Below are 17,245 nucleotides of genomic sequence, written 5' to 3'. Positions count from 1 at the left end.
CAGGGTTACCTTTTGACCTGATGGACAAATGATAAAACACACGAATCCCGTAACAACGGAATCCGCGAGATGGCGCTCTATACGGGGGAGTCGTCTGGATGGCAAGGGGAAGTTGACGGACCTCTATGAATCAAACAAAGGGCCAAACGTTCCGCTCGACAGTGCTCTACCCCTGAATTCTGATGGGCTTGCTCCGCTCCAAACGCGAAACGCGCTGGAGAAGGTTGCCTGCTCTCCGTAGCCAAGCAGAAAAGCGGTTTCGGTAACTGACCTTCCTTCGAGCAAGTATGCTTTCGCTAGACGAAACCGCAGGCCGTTGCACAGAGCGCGAAAACTGGTGCCTTCAGCACTTAATCGGCGTGTCAACGTTCGGCGCGTTGTCCCTAAAGACGCAGCGACATCGTCTGCACTCAAAAAACGCGCAGGCAACGCTTCCACCAGCATGCGCTCCACACGGTCAACCATGCTTTGATCCCGTGTGCCCTTGTTTGACAGTTGCGCCTCCGCCAAAGCGGTCAAATGCGCCACCAAATCCGGGTCAAATCCTGTAAGTGGCACATCCAAAGTGGCATCTGATAGTTTTAGCCCGCTAAACGCAGCGCCAAACAGTACCGGACAACCCACGAGCCGCTCATATGCGCGCACATCGCCAGTGCCTTTATGCCGGAAGACAACTTCTTTCGGCCTCATTTTGCTTCGCGCCATGGTTTGCAAACGGGCCAAAACGCCAAATACCAGAAACTCCTGATATCGCGCGTTGGATTGCAGGTCCGCGAATGTTGAATGCACTGCCAGAACCGCGCCATCGCCAGACTTCGCAAGCTCAAACACCGTGGTCGGATCGGCCAACTGGAAAAATCGTGCAGCCTGAATGATCGCATGTCGCAACGTTTCAGAATTTGCACCAATGTAAGCTGACAGAGTGCGCGCGTCCCGATAAGCCAAGCCGACTTGCGCGCCCAGCGTAGGATCATCAGCCGCCAAACAGGCGCTGCGCACAAGCGCCGCCTCCTGATAGACTGTCGCACCCGTCTTGGCGGTCGGGTACCAGCCTACGTCCATCAGCAACTTTTCTGTCACGTTCGAGCCCAATTGGCGTCGCAAGATTTTGCTGACGTACCCGAACCGAACGCTTTTCACCTCATCCATGGATATACCCTAGCGAGAAAGTAGATGAAGCAAAACCAAAGCCCCGCCCAGCAATCGGGCGAGGCTCCAGCCTTCCGTAGAACGTGTTTTGGTATCAACCGTTACGGCTGTCTTGTTTGCAGTCCCGCTTGTCGGCACCAGCAGCACCTTCGCCTTGGCGGCAATCTTGGCGCGTGTCGCGACGATCCTGCCGGCGATCCATGCCAGCGGTATCAGCGACCTGAAAGCTTTCAGTTACGATCGGCTCTCCTCCACCGGCGGCGGCATTAGCGGCTGGGTAGGCGAAAGCCAGCGGTGCGGAGAGAGCAACGACGAGGGCAGCGGAAGCGAATTTGGTGATCATTGTGAAAGTCCTTTTCATCTGTGGTGTTTGGTTTTCCTTGATGAAAGAGATATGGGAGTGATTTGCGCCAAAAACGTGAGAATTTGGGACATATACGTGAGAATTTGGGACGAACCGAATTTTGGTCGTGGAAATGCGAACAAAAAGCGCCGCTCCAAGAGGGGCGGCGCGGACTCAGAGCAAGTGGGTTTTGTCGATATCAATCCAACAGCGGATTGAATATCTGCGCAGTGGTCATGTCCGGCGCAGAGGCAACCCGCATCAGGGATGGCGTACCCTTGCCGAACACCACACTGAACCCGATATGCAGATTTGTCGCCCAAAGGCTGTGATCTGCAGACGGCGGTGCCTCATTCAGCATCACACGCGACACACCTGCGTCCAGCAACAAAGGATTCTTTCCCACTTGGCCTAGCTTGTGGCGCACGTAGACGCCAAAGCTGCCACCATTAACAGGATCCGCCAACGCGCCATCCCAATCCATCTCGCCCTCAAGATACGTCGCAAACACGCCAAGCTGCGTATCAGTGCCAAGCGCGAATTCACTTTGCACTTTCACAATAACAGTGTCGCTCAGCGTCTCTGGATCATCCGTTTCGATCACGTCCATCAGGCTGAGGCTTAATCCGTGGCTCCAACGGGAGGCCTGAAACGCACCACCCACCCCTACCAAACGGTAGGTCGCGTTCTGGTCGTTGTCGCTGCCGATGAATCGCGCGTCGCCCAGACCGGCAAAGCCACCAACGAAATAGTCCGGCTGCAAATAGCCCAGCGTCATGACGGCCTGCGATGCCCCTGCCGGGCCATCATTCGTCGGCGCACCGATACTGTTGAACTTGCCAACATCTGTGGCACTGTAATTCGCCGAAAGCGACCAGGCGAAGCCTGTGTCATAAACCGCGCCCACTTCGCCAATAGCCTTCAAAGCATTGAAGTTCCCAGGCTCATCAAACGGAAAACCGGAGGTGTTCACCCCGTTGCCGCCCGCTGAAAAGCCATCAATGGCGAGCCCCAGCTCGCCAAACACGTTTGTGTCAGCATGCGCTTGTGCAGCCATGCCAACAGTCAGCAGGAAACCCGCTGCCAAATTGAAAATTCTCATTGTGGTCCGTTAGTTCCCGTTTCCCCATACTCAAGACCCGCGAAGGCTTGAATAAAGCTTTAATAAAGCCAGCCGCATGAGAGGCTCAAGCAAGAAACAAAACAAACTTAACGACAAAACCCGCGGCGTTGCCGCCACGGGTTCCACTTCAGACAATGATGGATATCAGCCGCGCTTTCTCTCTTGGATCAACCCAAGTGTGATGGACACAACCATCGCGACCAAGACAAAGGCAAACGGAAATCCCGTGGCCACAGAGGCCGCCTGTAGCGCGCCGAGTCCGCCGCCCAGAAGCAACACAATCGCAATCGCGCCGTTCAGCACGCACCAGAACACCCGCTGCGGAGTCGGAGACCCTGTCTTGCCACCAGCGGTGATCGTATCAATCACCAAAGCCCCTGAGTCTGCCGAGGTCACAAAGAACACCACGACCAGCACAATGCCAGCCACCGACAAAAGTTCAGTCATCGGCAAGGCTTCAAACAGTTTGAACATCTTGAGATCAACAGAGGCCTCGCTCAGCTGGGCGCCCGCGCCGCTAATGATCAGATCGATAGAAGCGCCTCCAAACACAGCCATCCACAGGGATCCGACAATTGTCGGCAATATAAGAACACAGAACACGAACTCACGAATAGTGCGGCCACGCGAGATACGGGCGATAAACATGCCGACAAAAGGTGACCAAGAAATCCACCATGCCCAGTAAAACGTAGTCCAGCCCTGCACAAAGTTGCTGTCTTCACGACCCACCCAATTGGCCAACAGGGGCAATTCGGTGAGGTACGCCGCAAGCCCGCTAAAGAAGCCCGACAGAACGGCCAGCGTCGGCCCCAGTACCAGAACCAGCATAAGCACGGTACCCGCGAGCACCATGTTGACCTGCGACAGACGACGCACGCCTTTGTCCAAGCCGAGCACCACAGACACCAACGCAATTGCAGTGATCGCCACGATCAACAGAACGCTCATGCCATCATTAATCGGCACACCAAACAGATAGTTTAGCCCGGCCAGCGCCTGACTTGCGCCCAGCCCCAAAGATGTCGCTAGGCCAAACATCGTGGCAAATACCGCGAGAATATCGACCACGTGGCCCACTGGCCCCCACGTTGCATTGCCCAACAGCGGGTAAAACACCGACCGCATCGTCAATGGCAGACCGCGGTTATAGCTGAAGAACGCCAGGGACAGGCCGACAACCGCATAGATCGCCCAGGGGTGCAGACCCCAGTGATACATACTTGAAGCCATCGCCAGATTGCGTGCCGCGCCAGTGTCACCCTCGGCCGCGCTCAAAGGCGACCAATCGGTGCGTGCCCCAGCATCGTCAAAACTCATGCCGCCGATTGCGGCCTCATAGTGGCCGACGGGCTCCGCAACGCCCCAGAAAACCAGCCCGATGCCCATGCCAGCGGCAAACAGCATTGCCAGCCAGGAACCAAAGCCAAAGTCTGGTTTCGCCGTATCACCACCAAGGCGAATTTTGCCAAAGGGTGAGACGATCAGCAGGAGACAGAAGACCACAAACAGGTTGCAAACTATCAGAAACACCCAGTCGAACCGACTTGTCAGGAAGACGCGGAAAGCGCCAAAGTACTCGGTGGCTTGTTCACGAAACACCAACGAGAAAAATACAAAAGCGATGATCGTGAGTCCGGAAATTGCAAACACAGGGTTGTGGATGTCCAACCCCATAATTTGGACATTGTCCTGTCCGGCTTCATAGTCGGATTCTTCCGTCATGTCGTTCCTCGCGATTTTCCAAAATGGGCGCACGACACTACCCACCGCGCTTGGGGCGGCATAAGCAAATCGGCGACGTCTTAAAAAATTCTCCGGCCAAATTGCGCGGAAAATGGGCTGGGATCATTCCCACTTGTAGTTAAAGCTCACGCTGATGCGGTCATCTTCGGACATGTTCATCGGCACTTCGTGACGAAGCCAGCTCTCCCATAGGAGCACGTCACCCACGTCTGGTTTGACATAAATGAACGGCTCAAGTTCGCGCCGGGCGCCACTGCGCCGTACCGGTGCGGCCATCATCCGGCCCGACCGTGGGTCTTCGAGTTTGAGCGCGCTGGCGCCTTCCGGCATGGACACATATGTCGTGCCGCTGATCACGGAATGCGGATGCAGATGCGAACTGTGCATCCCGCCTTCTGGCAAGATGTTGATCCAAAGGTCTTCCAAAACCAGACTGCGTCCATCCAGATCAAATTCCAGATCTTCAACGAAAGCGGCAACATGTTTGTCCAGTGCTGCGACAATGTCCGCAAAAATCGGGAACCGCCAAGGCAGGTCGGTCAAGGACGCATAAGACGTATAGCCAGGATAGCCTTTTTCCTCACACCAGTTTTGCCCGGCTTCATCGTCTTCAGCGATGGAATAGCAAGAGGCTTCAAGTTCCGATGCATCGATTTCAGGCCCGAATTCGGACAAGTGGGCACGGTAAAGACGGGTCACAAAGAGGGATTCGGTTTGGCTCATGTCTTTCTCCTACCGCAAGGCCTCAAAAGAAGCGAGTTCACTGTCCGATGCCTCCGCTGCGCTGGCAAATGTTTGCCACTCCCTGGCAGGAATTCCGCTACGTAAAGTCCGAAACTCAAAGGAAAAATCACTGACAGGCACGCGACCATCTGACCACATAAAAACCAATGCAGCAAAGCGAACTACAAACTTTTAACCAATCGCTGATAGCCAATTAGTCAATCTGAACGCATCAGGACTTGCCAAGACATGAAAACGAAAATTTCAATCCGTCTAGCCATGTTTGCAATCATTGGCCTCGCCTTGGGGGTCCTATTCGTGATCGCCAGCACCGCCATGACCGCCTTTAACCAGCGCGACATTGCTCAGCACCGCATTCTTGCGATCGACAATATCAATTTGGAAACAGAAGAACTTCAAATCAAATTCCTCATGGCAAGGCGTCATGAGAAGGACTTCCTTCTGCGCAAGACCACCAAGTATATCGACCGGCATGCGGCCACGATGGACGCGATGACCAATGACTTTGAAAACCTGTCGGTCCATCTAGACGAACTGCCTGAAATGGCGGAGGCCACCGCGGCCCTCCCCGAGCTGCAGGAGCACATCAATCAGTACGGCCAAAGCTTTGCCGCTTTGGTAGCATCCAATCGGCGCCTCGGCCTGACAGCCACAGAAGGCCTTCACGGCGCCCTCAACACCGCGGTTAGTGCCGTGGAGGCAGAGCTCAAATTCATCGAAGTCCCGGTTTTGCACGCCAAGATCCTAACCGCGCGCCAATCGGAAAAGGACTTCATGTTGACCAAGGACAAGGCACACGTGGATGCCGTTCTGCAACGCCTCAAGGAGTTCCGCGCCCTACCAGTATTTCTCTACGACTCAGCGGAGCAAAAGACAAAAATTGATCAGGCGCTTGACGAATATGAGTTAGCCTTCACCGCTTTCGCCGAGGAAACAGCTGTTGAAGTGACCACCCGAACCAGCGTATCCGCAGCCTTTGCGGCATCCCAACCCGCAATGAAAACGATCATGGAAACGGCCGGTTCCGTGCGCACAATCCTTGAGGCCGAGGACGCCGCCGTGGCGCATTCCGCACGCAAGACCACAGTCCTTGTCGGCTCAATCGGCGGGCTGTTCTATGTTCTCTGCTCACTGCTCATGGCACGGGCCATCGCCCGGCCTTTGCGCGCGCTGGACATCTTCCTGAAGAAATTGAACGCCGGTGATTTCTCTGTCGACGTGCCCAAAGCCTCCATTCGCGAAATCGGCGCCATTGTTGACGTCGCCGCCCAGAGCCGCGAAGAGGAAATCCAAAAACAGGCCCTCATGCACGATGTGTCGGCCGTGATCGAAGCCTGCGCAGACGGAGACTTCTCCATGCGCATCGACGTCGCAAAAGAAGAAAACAGCTTTACCGAACTGGCTCACGGTGTGAACCTGATTGGCGAGGTCGCTGAAAAGGGCCTTGGCGACATCAAGTCGGCGCTCAGCATTCTTGCCACCGGCGACCTCACCCACCAGATGCCCGCAGGACAGAAAGGTGTTTTCAAGGACATCTCCCTGGCCATCGACCACCTCAACGGCAGCCTCGACGGCATGGTGCGCCAGCTGACAAACTCCAGCAGCGTCCTAAACCGGACGGCCCGCGAAATCGCGTCAGCCGTGGACGATGCCTCTCGCCGCGGCGAAGTGGCAGCAGCCTCACTGGAGGAAACTTCCGCTGCTCTGCAAAGCATCAGCGAAACCGTCAGCGACACCGCAGCCAACGCTCAATCTGCGCGTGAACACGTCGATCTGGCACAGGGCAAAGCCAACGACAGCCGTCGCATCGCCGAAGACAGCCTGACCGCCATGCAGCGCATCAAGGACAGTTCGGACGCCATTTCCCAGATCACTGATATGATCGAAGACGTGGCTTTCCAGACCAACCTGCTGGCCCTCAACGCCGGCGTTGAAGCAGCCCGAGCCGGCGACGCTGGACGCGGTTTTGCCGTGGTCGCCTCCGAAGTGCGCGCGCTGGCGCAACGATCCTCTGATGCGGCGCATGAAATCACCGAACTGATCGCAAGCTCAACAACCGAAGTCACCAACGGCGCGGCGCTGATGGATCAAAACAGCCATGCTTTGAAAGACATCGTAAGTGCTGTTGAACAGGTTGTGGGCAAGGTCAAAGACATCGCAGAAAACACTGTGGACCAGTCCGCCAGCCTCACCGAGGTCAACGGTTCGGTCGAGTCTTTGGACCGCGACGGCCAGAACAGCGCGGCGATGCTCGAAGAAACATCCGCCGCCGGACAGGTCCTGCGCACGGAGGCCCAGAACCTGGTCGAGGCTATGTCCCGCTTCCGTTTGCGCGACAAACCCGGTGCAAGCACGCCAGACACATCAGCCAAGCAGTCAAAAAACCGCGCCGCCTGATCCTGACGTCACGAAAACACAAAAGCCCCGCACAGCGATGTGTCGGGGCTTTTTCTTTGTTTGGGGTGCTGCGCGATCAGGCTCGGCGCTTTTGATCTACCAGCCGGTCAGCTTCAATGCGGGCACGCCCTTCGCTGACCATAGCCGTCAGAGCTTTCAACCATTCACCCGCCAAGTCTTCATGACCTTTGCGCAAAGCGCGCAACGCCATCTCTCTTTGCGGGCAATCAGGGAAGTCCTGAAGGATGTCGGAAACTTTTAAACCGTCTGGTGTCATGAGCAATCAGCCTTTTGAATTAACAAAGGTTAACACAAAGAGTGTTTTCCTCAAAAGGCGAAATTGCCGGCGCGCCCGCCGATGACCCATCTATTTAGCGGGCCTTTTACATAGGTTTGAAACAAAAAGCCCCCGCCGATTTCTCGACGGGGGCTTTTAGGTTTTCAAACGGGTTACCCCGCCAAAGACTTACCAGTCTTCGCGAACCACGACGCGGGTTTTCACCGGCAGCTTCATGGCAGCAAGACGCAGGGCCTCACGTGCGACATCGTCGGACACACCGTCGATTTCGAACAGTACACGGCCAGGCTTCACTTTGCAGACCCAACGGTCCACGGAACCCTTACCTTTACCCATACGAACTTCGATCGGCTTGGCAGTCACAGGCACGTCTGGGAAGATACGGATCCATACCCGACCCTGACGTTTCATGTGACGGGTCATAGCACGACGCGCCGCTTCGATTTGACGAGCAGTCACACGCTCAGGTGTGGTTGCTTTCAGACCATAAGAACCGAAGTTCAGATCCGAACCGCCTTTAGCAAGACCTTTGATACGGCCTTTGTGCTGTTTGCGGAATTTTGTACGCTTTGGTTGCAGCATTGATCAGTCTCCCTTAGCGACGACCGCCTGCACCGCGAGGTGCTGGGCCATCCTGGACTTCTTGCGAACGACGGTCACGCGCTTGTGGATCGTGCTCCATGATCTCGCCTTTGAAGATCCAGGTTTTGATACCAATGATCCCATAAGCGGTCGTGGCTTCCACGTGTGCGTAGTCGATGTCGGCACGCAGTGTGTGCAGCGGAACGCGACCTTCACGATACCATTCGGTACGTGCGATCTCGGCACCACCCAGACGGCCAGCGACGTTCACCCGGATACCCAGGGCGCCCATGCGCATAGCGTTCTGAACGGCACGCTTCATCGCGCGACGGAAAGACACACGGCGCTCCAGCTGCTGAGCGATGGACTCGCCAACCAGCGTTGCGTCGAGCTCAGGCTTGCGCACTTCAACGATGTTGAGGTGCAGCTCGCTGTCAGTCATCGAAGCGATCTTCTTGCGAAGCGTTTCGATGTCAGCGCCTTTCTTACCGATGATCACGCCCGGACGTGCAGTGTGAACAGTCACACGGCATTTCTTGTGTGGGCGCTCGATGATCACGCGTGCGATACCGGCTTGCTTACACTCGGTCTTGATGAACTCACGAATTTTGAGATCTTCAAGAAGCAGGTCACCATAGTCTTTGGTGTCTGCATACCAGCGGCTGTCCCAGGTGCGGTTCACCTGAAGGCGCATGCCAATCGGATTGACTTTATTACCCATTAGGCTTGCTCCTCAACTTGACGCACCTTGATCGTGAGCTCCGAGAACGGCTTCAGGATCTTGCCGAAGCGACCCCGTGCCCGCGGACGACCGCGTTTCAGAGTCAGGTTTTTACCCACATAGGCTTCGGCAACGATCAACTCGTCGACGTCCAGGTTGTGGTTGTTCTCAGCGTTGGCAATTGCGGACTGAAGACATTTCTTCACGTCTGCTGCGATCCGCTTGTTGGAGAAAGTCAGGTCGGTCAACGCCTTCTCGACTTTCTTGCCGCGGATCATGCCGGCCACGAGGTTCAGTTTCTGCGGGCTGGTGCGAAGCATGCGAGTTTTCGCCATTGCTTCGTTTTCAGCCACGCGGCGGGGGTTCTTTGCCTTGCCCATGACTTACTTCCGTTTCGCTTTTTTGTCGGCAGCATGCCCGTAGTAGTTACGGGTCGGCGAATATTCACCGAATTTCTGACCGATCATGTCTTCGGATACCAGCACCGGAACGTGTTTCTGACCGTTGTAAACGCCAAAAGTCAGGCCCACGAACTGGGGCAGGATGGTGGAGCGACGCGACCAGATCTTGATCACTTCGTTGCGGCCACTTTCACGTGTCGCTTCGGCCTTCTTCAGGACGTAAGCGTCAACAAAGGGGCCTTTCCATACAGAGCGAGACATAGATTAACGTCCCTTCTTCTTGGCGTGACGCGAGCGGATAATAAGCTTCTGCGACGCTTTGTTTTTGTTGCGTGTGCGTGCACCTTTGGTCGGCTTACCCCAAGGAGTAACCGGGTGACGACCACCGGACGTACGACCTTCACCACCACCGTGAGGGTGATCGATCGGGTTCATAACAACACCACGAACCGACGGACGTTTGCCTTTGTGGCGCATACGACCGGCTTTACCGTAGTTCTGGTTGCTGTTGTCGGGGTTCGACACGGCACCAACGGTGGCCATGCATTCCTGACGCACGAGGCGCAGTTCACCAGACGACAAGCGGATCTGAGCGTAACCACCGTCACGACCCACAAACTGAGCGTACGTACCAGCAGCACGGGCGATCTGGCCGCCTTTGCCTGGCTTCAACTCGATGTTGTGAATGATCGTACCGATTGGCATGCCCGAGAACGGCATTGCGTTGCCCGGCTTGATGTCGGCTTTGGCTGCGGAGATGACTTGGTCACCAACTGCCAGACGCTGAGGCGCAAGGATGTATGCCTGCTCGCCGTCATCATATTTAATCAGTGCGATGAAGGCGGTCCGGTTCGGGTCATATTCGATCCGTTCGACGGTTGCCGCGACATCTACTTTGTTGCGTTTGAAATCAACGATCCGGTAGAGGCGTTTCGCCCCACCACCGCGGCGACGCGATGTGATCCGTCCGGTGTTGTTCCGGCCACCCGATTTCGTCAGACCCTCAGTGAGGGCTTTGACGGGGCGTCCTTTCCAGAGCTCCGAACGGTCGATCAGCACCAATCCACGTTGGCCCGGCGTCGTCGGCTTATACGACTTAAGTGCCATGCTTTCTGTCTTCCGTTTAGCGTGCAGAGCCTAAGGTATGTGTCCCAAGGCCCGCTATGTGTAAGGCCCCCACTCGCTGGTTTCTCAATGAAAACCGACTACTAAGGTGCCAAGTGTTTAGGCCCCCGTAGGTGCCCGGTTCAAAATGTGAATAGCCCCAGAACGAATCTGAGGCCACACGACTTGCGCGATATAGCGGGGATGGGGGGTGGTGGCAAGTGCGCCCCTTGTTTTTCTTGGCCGATACCTACATCGCCGCACCAAGCCGCGTATCGACGACGCGCGCGGTGGCGATCCAGACGTTAGTATTTGCCAGATTTTTCCAGCCACTTCAGCAAAGAAATAGAAGGCACCTACGGATGGCCGGCGCCATCTTCAGGAAAGAGCCACCCAAACATGCCGTCCCAGTAAATAGGCAAATAGAGACGACCCTGTTCAAGCTCGCTCGGGATCTTCCTTTCCAGCCGAAGGATTGTAGGAAGAAGGTAGAAATCACCAACCTTGATTCCAGTCACCCAGCCGTAGTTGAAATATCCAAACTCGGTAGGTCTGATGTCTGGAGCGCCCAGCATATCAAGTGCCTCTAAATCGGACTTGTCTGAATAATCCACTCTCCAGCTCTTTGGGGTGTGAAATAGCACTGCAAGGACAACAAAGCCGGCGACCACAGAGTATCTAATAAATTTCACTATCTCAGCGTGCTCCATTTCTAGAATTTTTCGCACCCCCCAGTCATACTGGCTTTGAGTGTTCGTCAAGTTCTGACCGCGATAGATGACTCGACAGCACTCGACGCCCCAAATCGCCGCTGCCTAGGCGTGTCATTCCTGAGGCATTCCTTTAGCATGACGATGCGCGGCGGCCTGACAAAACAATAAAATCAGAGTTGCACCTTTGATCGCAAAAATTCCATCCGGCTTTTTGTGGAGTAAGCCACCTTCGGCCAACAACTCCCCAAAACCATTTCAATTAGTTGAGAGCAGCGATCTTCGTGACGCAACAGGATAAGTGCGTCCAGCACTTCGTTTCGAACTGCGGCCGAGTCGTCCCTCAAACTACGCTCCACCATCGCGTACCAGTTAGGCTGATTAGCTATCGGCCTTTTTACCATAACGCGCCGACGAACGCTCTTTCCCAAAGACTTGTCAATCCATTGACGTTCAAATTCACCGTTCCACCAGGTCACCTCACCATGCACCGCAAACCTCAACGCAGATGCTCGAATGTGGGGTTGCGACGCTTTCTCAGCCAACAGTTCGAGGTGGGCATCCAGCAAAGGGCTTTGACAAATATTGCGGAACACCCGCGACGCCTCTCCGGAGCGATCTAAACGCACTTTCTCCGCAATCCCGTTGAACAGGGTTTCTCTTGAGTTGACCAACTGCAGAAACGCGCCCCAACCGCCAGACCACCTCTTCCAACTTGTTCCATACTGAAGAACAATCCAAACTGCGGGAAACAAGATGTCCGATGGCGTTTTGGAAAAACACCTAACAAGTGCGAGCTTCGCCTCAGCCCTTACCTCCGGCGCCCAGTCATTCAACCTTGAAATCAGTCCGTATACGATCAGCGGATGCAGCAGTTCTTGATCAAGCTGCTTAAGAGCGGCCTGCCGTACTCGACCATCGCCGTGAAAAAGAGCAATTGACGATCTACCCGGCTCTTGAGCCCACAGCGCCAACTCACTCTCGAGCGCTGCACCAGAGTCTGGCACTGACCGGATTGTCCACATACTAAAGCGCTCTCTCGCTGCCCGTTCAGCCTTTGGGAACGAATTTGGGCAAGTGAACTCCTCAAAGAACGCGTTCTCGCTTTTCGTTCTCGAGCGCCTCAGCCATTGATTGATAGGATCCACTTTCTTCACTTTCTTAACGAATGCACACGTTATACAGGCTGATGCCCAACAAAAAGCCCCCCGCCATCACTGGCAGGGGGCTCTTCATTTTCTCAAAGAAAGCAGTCTTTACAGACCGGTGGACACGTCGATTGTGTTGCCTTCTTCCAAGGTCACGTAAGCCTTTTTAACGTCTTTACGCTTGCCAAGCTGGCCGCGGAAACGTTTGACTTTACCCTTGGTGATTGTGGTGTTGACCGCTTTGACCTTTACACCAAAGAGCGCTTCAACAGCTTCTTTGATCATCGGTTTGTTGCTGTCGATCGCCACTTCAAAAACCACAGCACCGTTCTCGGACGCCATTGTGGATTTCTCGGTGATGATCGGCTTGCGGATCACGTCGTAGTGTTCTGCTTTCGCACTCATTTCAAACGAGCCTCCAGAGCTTCGATCCCCGCTTTGGTGATCACCAGAGTGTCACGCTTGAGGATGTCATACACGTTCGCACCCATCGTTGGCAGGATATCCAGACCGTCGATGTTACGCGATGCATTCAGGAACGCCTCGTTAACGGATGCGCCATCGATGACCAGAGCGCGTTTCCAGCCCAAGTTTGCAACCTGTTTGGCCAGAGCGGCAGTCTTGCCTTCTGTTGCAGCGTCCTCAATGACAACCAGTTCACCAGCTTTGGCTTTAGCAGACAGAGCGTGCTTCAGACCAAGTTTGCGGAACTTCTTTGTCAGGTCGTGGCCGTGCGAACGCACAACTGGACCTTTGTAGACGCCACCCCCGCGGAAGATCGGTGCCGAGCGAGCGCCGTGGCGTGCGCCACCGGTGCCTTTTTGGCGATAGATCTTCTTGGTGGAGTAGGACACTTCCGAACGGGTTTTCACTTTGTGAGTACCCGCCTGAGCGTTGTTGCGCTGCCAGCGAACCACACGGTGCAGGATGTCCGCGCGGGGCTCCTGACCGAACAGGTCTTCAGACAGTTCAACCGAACCGGCTTTGGAGCCGTCAAGTTTGATCACGTCAAGTTTCATGCTTCACCACCTTCCGCGGCAACTTCTTCCGCAGGTGCTTCAGTTGCAGCTGACTTCAGACCAGCCGGGAAAGGCAGACCATCAGGAGCTTTTTTCTTCACAGCGTCTTTGACAGAAACCCAACCGGATTTCGGACCAGGTACGGCGCCTTTGATGAACAGCAGACCACGGTCGGCGTCAGTTTTGACGACTTCCAGGTTCTGCGTGGTCACGCGGACTGCACCCATGTGACCAGCCATCTTCTTGCCTTTGAAAACCTTACCGGGATCCTGACATTGACCAGTCGAGCCGTGCGAACGGTGGCTGATCGAGACACCGTGTGTCGCGCGCAAACCGCCGAAGTTGTGGCGTTTCATAGCACCGGCAAAACCTTTACCGATCGAGGTGCCCGCAACGTCCACTTTCTGGCCTTCGAGGAAGTGCTCTGCGGAGATTTCCGCACCCACTTCGATCAGACCTTCTTCGGACACGCGGAACTCGGCCAGCTTGCGCTTTGGTTCCACTTTCGCTGCTGCGAAGTGGCCACGCATGGCTTGGGAGGTGCGTTTGGCCTTGGCAGAGCCAGCGCCGAGCTGAACAGCAGTGTAGCCGTCCTTTTCGATGGTACGCTGAGCAACAACCTGCAGGCCGTCGAGTTGGAGAACGGTGACAGGAATCTGTTTGCCGTCTTCCATGAACAAGCGGGTCATGCCCACTTTTTTCGCGATAATACCGGAGCGCATCATATACTCTCCTTAAACCGAGATCTGGACGTCCACACCAGCCGCGAGGTCGAGCTTCATCAGCGCGTCTACGGTCTGGGGGGTCGGATCTACGATGTCGAGAAGACGCTTGTGCGTACGGATCTCGAACTGATCGCGGGATTTTTTGTCAACGTGGGGACCACGCAGAACGGTGAACTTCTCGATTTTGTTCGGAAGCGGGATCGGGCCGCGAACCGTTGCGCCAGTGCGCTTTGCGGTTGCTACGATTTCCTGTGTGCTGGCATCCAGGACACGGTAATCAAAAGCCTTCAGCCGAATGCGAATGTTTTGACTTTGCATTACGTCAGCCTTTTATAGGCGTGGGAGTTGAGAGGAGGACCTGCGACCACCGCAAACCCTCATCGAACCCAAAAGGCGGGAATCACCCCGCCTCCAAATTCTCAATGAGAACCCGCGCGATATAGAGGGGATCTAAGGTGGTGGCAAGGGGTTAATCTCTCAGCAACCAGCCGCTTAAGGGCGCACCCTGCGTATTTACCCTCTCCATTTCGGCAAAAAGCGTATAGTACGTATCCACTGAAATCCCAAAAGCCTCCTCAAACGCGCGTTGCCAGCCGCCGCGCCGTCCGAGAATCTCGTAAAACTTGGCTATTGCCGGGAAGCCACTTTTATCGACCGGATCGACGGCTCCGATCATACCACCGAAATACACCGGAATTGGCGCCCTACTGCGCATTTCGCGATGCTCAAGCTCGTTCAAATCGGGAAGTCCGTCTGGAAATTTTCTCATAGCCGCCAGCCGTCCCGTCCATGCGGGCCTATCAAAGGCCACCGCATTTGCAAATGCCTGCGCGGACCCTTCGAGCAACCAAATTGGCCCCCTCTCTGCCGACGCCTGATCTGGCCTGTCGTTTGACGAGGCAGATCCCGCCAGTTGAAACTGAACAAGATGCATGAACTCATGGGCTGCAAGATCTTCTAGTTTTGATTGAGTAATTTCCCTTCCGACCGAGGCGCCAGGCGATTTGCAAACCAGTATCAAACCGTGAACAGCCAAGGCGTAGATTGAATTTCCAGTATTCACTCGCGAACAGGTCTCGGTTGCCAATCGTTTTAACGCACTTTCTGAATACGGCGTGTCTTTAAGAGCCAGCCGAACAAGCTCTTGTGGGGTCGTTGCAACCGCAATTACATCCCATCCAGCCAACTCAATCCCAAGAATTGGCAAAACGCGACTTTTCGCTTTAAGGATAGCAACAGCGAATTTGATCTGGAACCGTTGTTCAACCCCTTCACCAAACGCGATCTCATAGGGCCGATCGTTGGATGGCCAGTCAGCTTTTAGTACGCTGTTTCGTTCCCCCAACAGCCGGCACTAGGCATCTCCCATATGCGGCGTGAATATCCTTTTAATCCCAAGTGCGTTGCGTTCATTATACTCAGAAAAGGAACCCACGGTGCGCGCGCCCAAAAGTCCATCGATCGGCACCGGCTTATAGCCAGACCGAAGCAACTGACGCTGCAAGCATTCCACGCCGCGTACGGGTTGCGCAAAAGAAGCTCCGGCGGGGATAAACAGTGAAATAAAAATCCACGTGAAAAGCTGTTTCAAATTGGACCTCGATAGTTACTGAGGCCCAAAGCTATTAGTAATTTTAAAACAGTAAAGTCGAAAACCAGAGCGAATCCATTTTATTTTACCCCTGCTCCCCGCAGCAAAAAGTCGCCTTTTCCCCAAACGCAAAAAGGGCGCCCCGAAGGACGCCCTTTTCTAGTCAACAATTAGCGTGAGCTAATTACTCAACGATTTTGGATACAACACCGGAACCAACTGTGCGGCCACCTTCGCGGATCGCAAAGCGCAGGCCCTGCTCCATTGCGATCGGTGCGATCAGCTCAACGTTGAACTTCAGGTTGTCACCGGGCATCACCATTTCGGTGCCTGCTGGCAGCTCAACAGTGCCGGTCACGTCAGTTGTACGGAAGTAGAACTGTGGACGGTAGTTCGCGAAGAATGGCGTGTGACGGCCACCTTCATCCTTGGTCAGGATGTAGGCTTCTGCTTCGAACTTGGTGTGTGGGTTAACCGAACCAGGTGCACAAAGAACCTGACCACGCTCAACCGCTTCACGGTCGATACCACGCAGCAATGCGCCAACGTTGTCGCCTGCTTCACCGCGATCCAGCAGCTTGCGGAACATTTCAACGCCAGTACAGGTTGTTGTCTGGGTGTCTTTGATGCCAACGATTTCGATGCTGTCGCCAACATTGATCACGCCACGCTCAACACGGCCAGTTACAACAGTACCGCGACCAGAGATCGAGAACACGTCTTCGATTGGCATCAGGAACGGCTCATCCACGGCACGTGGTGGCTGTGGGATGTAGCTGTCAACAGCCGCCATCAGCTCGGAGATTTTCTCTTTACCGATGTTGTCGTCACGATCTTCCAGAGCGGCCAGAGCCGAACCCGCGATGATAGGAATATCATCACCTGGGTAGTCGTATTCGTTCAACAGTTCGCGGATTTCCATTTCGACGAGCTCAAGCAGCTCTTCGTCGTCAACCTGGTCCACTTTGTTCATGAACACGACCATGGCCGGGATGCCAACCTGGCGGCCCAACAGGATGTGCTCGCGGGTCTGTGGCATCGGGCCATCAGCTGCGTTCACAACCAGGATCGCGCCATCCATCTGCGCCGCACCGGTGATCATGTTTTTCACATAGTCAGCGTGGCCGGGGCAGTCGACGTGGGCGTAGTGACGCGCGTCGGTTTCATATTCAACGTGGGCAGTCGAAATGGTGATGCCACGTGCTTTTTCTTCCGGCGCGCCGTCGATTTCGTCGTACGCTTTGAAGTCACCAAATTGTTTGGTGATCGCTGCGGTCAGCGTGGTTTTACCGTGGTCAACGTGACCAATGGTGCCGATGTTGCAGTGCGGTTTACTGCGCTCAAACTTTTCCTTAGCCATCTCGGGCGCTTTCTACGTTTGGGGGGTCACTCGGACCCGATTACCTCTACCGCGCGCGACATATTTGGTTGCGCGACAAAAATC

Annotated in this window: 21 protein-coding genes; 2 read left to right on the top strand and 19 right to left on the bottom strand. The window is 55.0% G+C overall.

From position 1 onward, the window contains the following. Window positions 1–123 precede the first annotated feature (123 nt). Entirely contained in the window at window positions 124–1,080 is a 957-nt protein-coding gene (locus tag PG871_RS03890) for an AraC family transcriptional regulator (protein WP_270726180.1), read from the bottom strand. Between the two features lie 181 nt (window positions 1,081–1,261). Here PG871_RS03890 and PG871_RS03885 point away from each other — a divergent pair, with 181 nt between their 5' ends. Then, window positions 1,262–1,711 (top strand): hypothetical protein, encoded by a 450-nt coding sequence (locus PG871_RS03885; RefSeq protein WP_270726178.1) that lies wholly within the window; start codon window positions 1,262–1,264, stop codon window positions 1,709–1,711. Here PG871_RS03885 and PG871_RS03880 read toward each other — a convergent pair. From PG871_RS03880 to PG871_RS03870, 3 genes are all read right to left on the bottom strand, one after another. Beyond that, window positions 1,692–2,594, bottom strand: coding sequence for a hypothetical protein (locus PG871_RS03880; RefSeq protein WP_270726175.1), 903 nt, complete (start codon window positions 2,592–2,594; stop codon window positions 1,692–1,694). The genes PG871_RS03885 and PG871_RS03880 overlap by 20 nt on opposite strands. Window positions 2,595–2,759: 165 nt before the next feature. Further along, on the bottom strand, window positions 2,760–4,340 hold the full coding sequence (locus PG871_RS03875) for a BCCT family transporter (RefSeq protein WP_270726173.1): 1,581 nt from the start codon (window positions 4,338–4,340) through the stop codon (window positions 2,760–2,762). A gap of 123 nt (window positions 4,341–4,463) precedes the next feature. Beyond that, window positions 4,464–5,084, bottom strand: a complete 621-nt coding sequence (locus PG871_RS03870) for a 2OG-Fe(II) oxygenase family protein (protein WP_270726170.1) — start codon at window positions 5,082–5,084, stop codon at window positions 4,464–4,466. Window positions 5,085–5,333: 249 nt separating this feature from the next. Between PG871_RS03870 and PG871_RS03865 the strand changes: the two genes are divergently transcribed. After that, entirely contained in the window at window positions 5,334–7,502 is a 2,169-nt protein-coding gene (locus PG871_RS03865) for a methyl-accepting chemotaxis protein (protein ID WP_270726168.1), read from the top strand. Between the two features lie 76 nt (window positions 7,503–7,578). Here the strand turns inward: PG871_RS03865 and PG871_RS03860 are convergent, their stop codons facing one another. From PG871_RS03860 to tuf, 15 genes are all read right to left on the bottom strand, one after another. Then, window positions 7,579–7,779: a hypothetical protein gene (locus PG871_RS03860; RefSeq protein WP_270726165.1), complete on the bottom strand. Its 201-nt coding sequence runs from the start codon at window positions 7,777–7,779 to the stop codon at window positions 7,579–7,581. A gap of 189 nt (window positions 7,780–7,968) precedes the next feature. Then, window positions 7,969–8,382 carry a 50S ribosomal protein L16 gene (gene rplP, locus PG871_RS03855; protein WP_054003506.1) on the bottom strand — a complete coding sequence of 138 codons (414 nt, stop codon included), beginning with the start codon at window positions 8,380–8,382 and terminating at the stop codon, window positions 7,969–7,971. Window positions 8,383–8,395: 13 nt separating this feature from the next. Further along, window positions 8,396–9,103 carry a 30S ribosomal protein S3 gene (rpsC, locus tag PG871_RS03850; protein ID WP_054003507.1) on the bottom strand — a complete coding sequence of 236 codons (708 nt, stop codon included), beginning with the start codon at window positions 9,101–9,103 and terminating at the stop codon, window positions 8,396–8,398. Then, window positions 9,103–9,483, bottom strand: a complete 381-nt coding sequence (gene rplV / locus PG871_RS03845) for a 50S ribosomal protein L22 (RefSeq protein WP_270726159.1) — start codon at window positions 9,481–9,483, stop codon at window positions 9,103–9,105. Before rplV ends, rpsC begins: the two co-directional genes overlap by 1 nt. A gap of 3 nt (window positions 9,484–9,486) precedes the next feature. Continuing rightward, window positions 9,487–9,765, bottom strand: coding sequence for a 30S ribosomal protein S19 (gene rpsS, locus PG871_RS03840; protein ID WP_054003509.1), 279 nt, complete (start codon window positions 9,763–9,765; stop codon window positions 9,487–9,489). Window positions 9,766–9,768: 3 nt separating this feature from the next. Next, window positions 9,769–10,611: a 50S ribosomal protein L2 gene (gene rplB, locus PG871_RS03835; protein ID WP_270726156.1), complete on the bottom strand. Its 843-nt coding sequence runs from the start codon at window positions 10,609–10,611 to the stop codon at window positions 9,769–9,771. Window positions 10,612–10,964: 353 nt separating this feature from the next. Continuing rightward, window positions 10,965–11,222: a hypothetical protein gene (locus PG871_RS03830; protein ID WP_270726153.1), complete on the bottom strand. Its 258-nt coding sequence runs from the start codon at window positions 11,220–11,222 to the stop codon at window positions 10,965–10,967. 269 nt (window positions 11,223–11,491) lie between these two features. Further along, complete coding sequence (locus tag PG871_RS03825) at window positions 11,492–12,325, bottom strand: hypothetical protein (RefSeq protein ID WP_270726150.1); 834 nt, start codon at window positions 12,323–12,325, stop codon at window positions 11,492–11,494. A 249-nt stretch (window positions 12,326–12,574) separates the two neighbouring features. Then, window positions 12,575–12,871 (bottom strand): 50S ribosomal protein L23, encoded by a 297-nt coding sequence (locus PG871_RS03820; RefSeq protein WP_054003512.1) that lies wholly within the window; start codon window positions 12,869–12,871, stop codon window positions 12,575–12,577. Further along, complete coding sequence (rplD, locus tag PG871_RS03815) at window positions 12,868–13,485, bottom strand: 50S ribosomal protein L4 (protein ID WP_270726149.1); 618 nt, start codon at window positions 13,483–13,485, stop codon at window positions 12,868–12,870. The genes PG871_RS03820 and rplD overlap by 4 nt, the downstream gene beginning before the upstream one ends. Next, window positions 13,482–14,207, bottom strand: a complete 726-nt coding sequence (gene rplC, locus PG871_RS03810) for a 50S ribosomal protein L3 (RefSeq protein ID WP_270728712.1) — start codon at window positions 14,205–14,207, stop codon at window positions 13,482–13,484. Before rplC ends, rplD begins: the two co-directional genes overlap by 4 nt. A 12-nt stretch (window positions 14,208–14,219) precedes the next feature. Continuing rightward, window positions 14,220–14,528, bottom strand: coding sequence for a 30S ribosomal protein S10 (gene rpsJ, locus PG871_RS03805; RefSeq protein WP_054003514.1), 309 nt, complete (start codon window positions 14,526–14,528; stop codon window positions 14,220–14,222). A 151-nt stretch (window positions 14,529–14,679) separates the two neighbouring features. Next, on the bottom strand, window positions 14,680–15,555 hold the full coding sequence (locus PG871_RS03800; protein WP_270726143.1) for a hypothetical protein: 876 nt from the start codon (window positions 15,553–15,555) through the stop codon (window positions 14,680–14,682). A gap of 9 nt (window positions 15,556–15,564) precedes the next feature. Then, window positions 15,565–15,801, bottom strand: coding sequence for a peptidoglycan-binding domain-containing protein (locus PG871_RS03795; RefSeq protein ID WP_270726141.1), 237 nt, complete (start codon window positions 15,799–15,801; stop codon window positions 15,565–15,567). 184 nt (window positions 15,802–15,985) lie between these two features. After that, the gene (gene tuf, locus PG871_RS03790) at window positions 15,986–17,161 is read right to left on the bottom strand and encodes an elongation factor Tu (protein ID WP_270726139.1); all 1,176 of its coding nucleotides are present in this window, start codon (window positions 17,159–17,161) and stop codon (window positions 15,986–15,988) included. Window positions 17,162–17,245: the final 84 nt, after the last annotated feature.

This window comes from Shimia sp. Alg240-R146 (assembly GCF_947331465.1).
In the GTDB taxonomy this organism is placed as follows: domain Bacteria; phylum Pseudomonadota; class Alphaproteobacteria; order Rhodobacterales; family Rhodobacteraceae; genus Shimia.
The sequence above is the reverse complement of the archived record's forward strand: the minus strand, read 5'-3'. Positions and strand labels throughout refer to the sequence as shown.

Excerpts from the sequence above, each read along its gene's own strand:
- PG871_RS03880 (WP_270726175.1), bottom strand. The coding sequence starts at position 2,594 with ATGAGAATTTTCAATTTGGCAGCGGGTTTCCTGCTGACTGTTGGCATG.
- PG871_RS03875 (WP_270726173.1), bottom strand. The coding sequence starts at position 4,340 with ATGACGGAAGAATCCGACTATGAAGCCGGACAGGACAATGTCCAAATT.
- PG871_RS03870 (WP_270726170.1), bottom strand. The coding sequence starts at position 5,084 with ATGAGCCAAACCGAATCCCTCTTTGTGACCCGTCTTTACCGTGCCCAC.
- PG871_RS03865 (WP_270726168.1), top strand. The coding sequence starts at position 5,334 with ATGAAAACGAAAATTTCAATCCGTCTAGCCATGTTTGCAATCATTGGC.
- PG871_RS03860 (WP_270726165.1), bottom strand. The coding sequence starts at position 7,779 with ATGACACCAGACGGTTTAAAAGTTTCCGACATCCTTCAGGACTTCCCT.
- rplP (WP_054003506.1), bottom strand. The coding sequence starts at position 8,382 with ATGCTGCAACCAAAGCGTACAAAATTCCGCAAACAGCACAAAGGCCGT.
- rpsC (WP_054003507.1), bottom strand. The coding sequence starts at position 9,103 with ATGGGTAATAAAGTCAATCCGATTGGCATGCGCCTTCAGGTGAACCGC.
- rplV (WP_270726159.1), bottom strand. The coding sequence starts at position 9,483 with ATGGGCAAGGCAAAGAACCCCCGCCGCGTGGCTGAAAACGAAGCAATG.
- rpsS (WP_054003509.1), bottom strand. The coding sequence starts at position 9,765 with ATGTCTCGCTCTGTATGGAAAGGCCCCTTTGTTGACGCTTACGTCCTG.
- rplB (WP_270726156.1), bottom strand. The coding sequence starts at position 10,611 with ATGGCACTTAAGTCGTATAAGCCGACGACGCCGGGCCAACGTGGATTG.
- PG871_RS03820 (WP_054003512.1), bottom strand. The coding sequence starts at position 12,871 with ATGAGTGCGAAAGCAGAACACTACGACGTGATCCGCAAGCCGATCATC.
- rplD (WP_270726149.1), bottom strand. The coding sequence starts at position 13,485 with ATGAAACTTGACGTGATCAAACTTGACGGCTCCAAAGCCGGTTCGGTT.
- rplC (WP_270728712.1), bottom strand. The coding sequence starts at position 14,207 with ATGCGCTCCGGTATTATCGCGAAAAAAGTGGGCATGACCCGCTTGTTC.
- rpsJ (WP_054003514.1), bottom strand. The coding sequence starts at position 14,528 with ATGCAAAGTCAAAACATTCGCATTCGGCTGAAGGCTTTTGATTACCGT.
- tuf (WP_270726139.1), bottom strand. The coding sequence starts at position 17,161 with ATGGCTAAGGAAAAGTTTGAGCGCAGTAAACCGCACTGCAACATCGGC.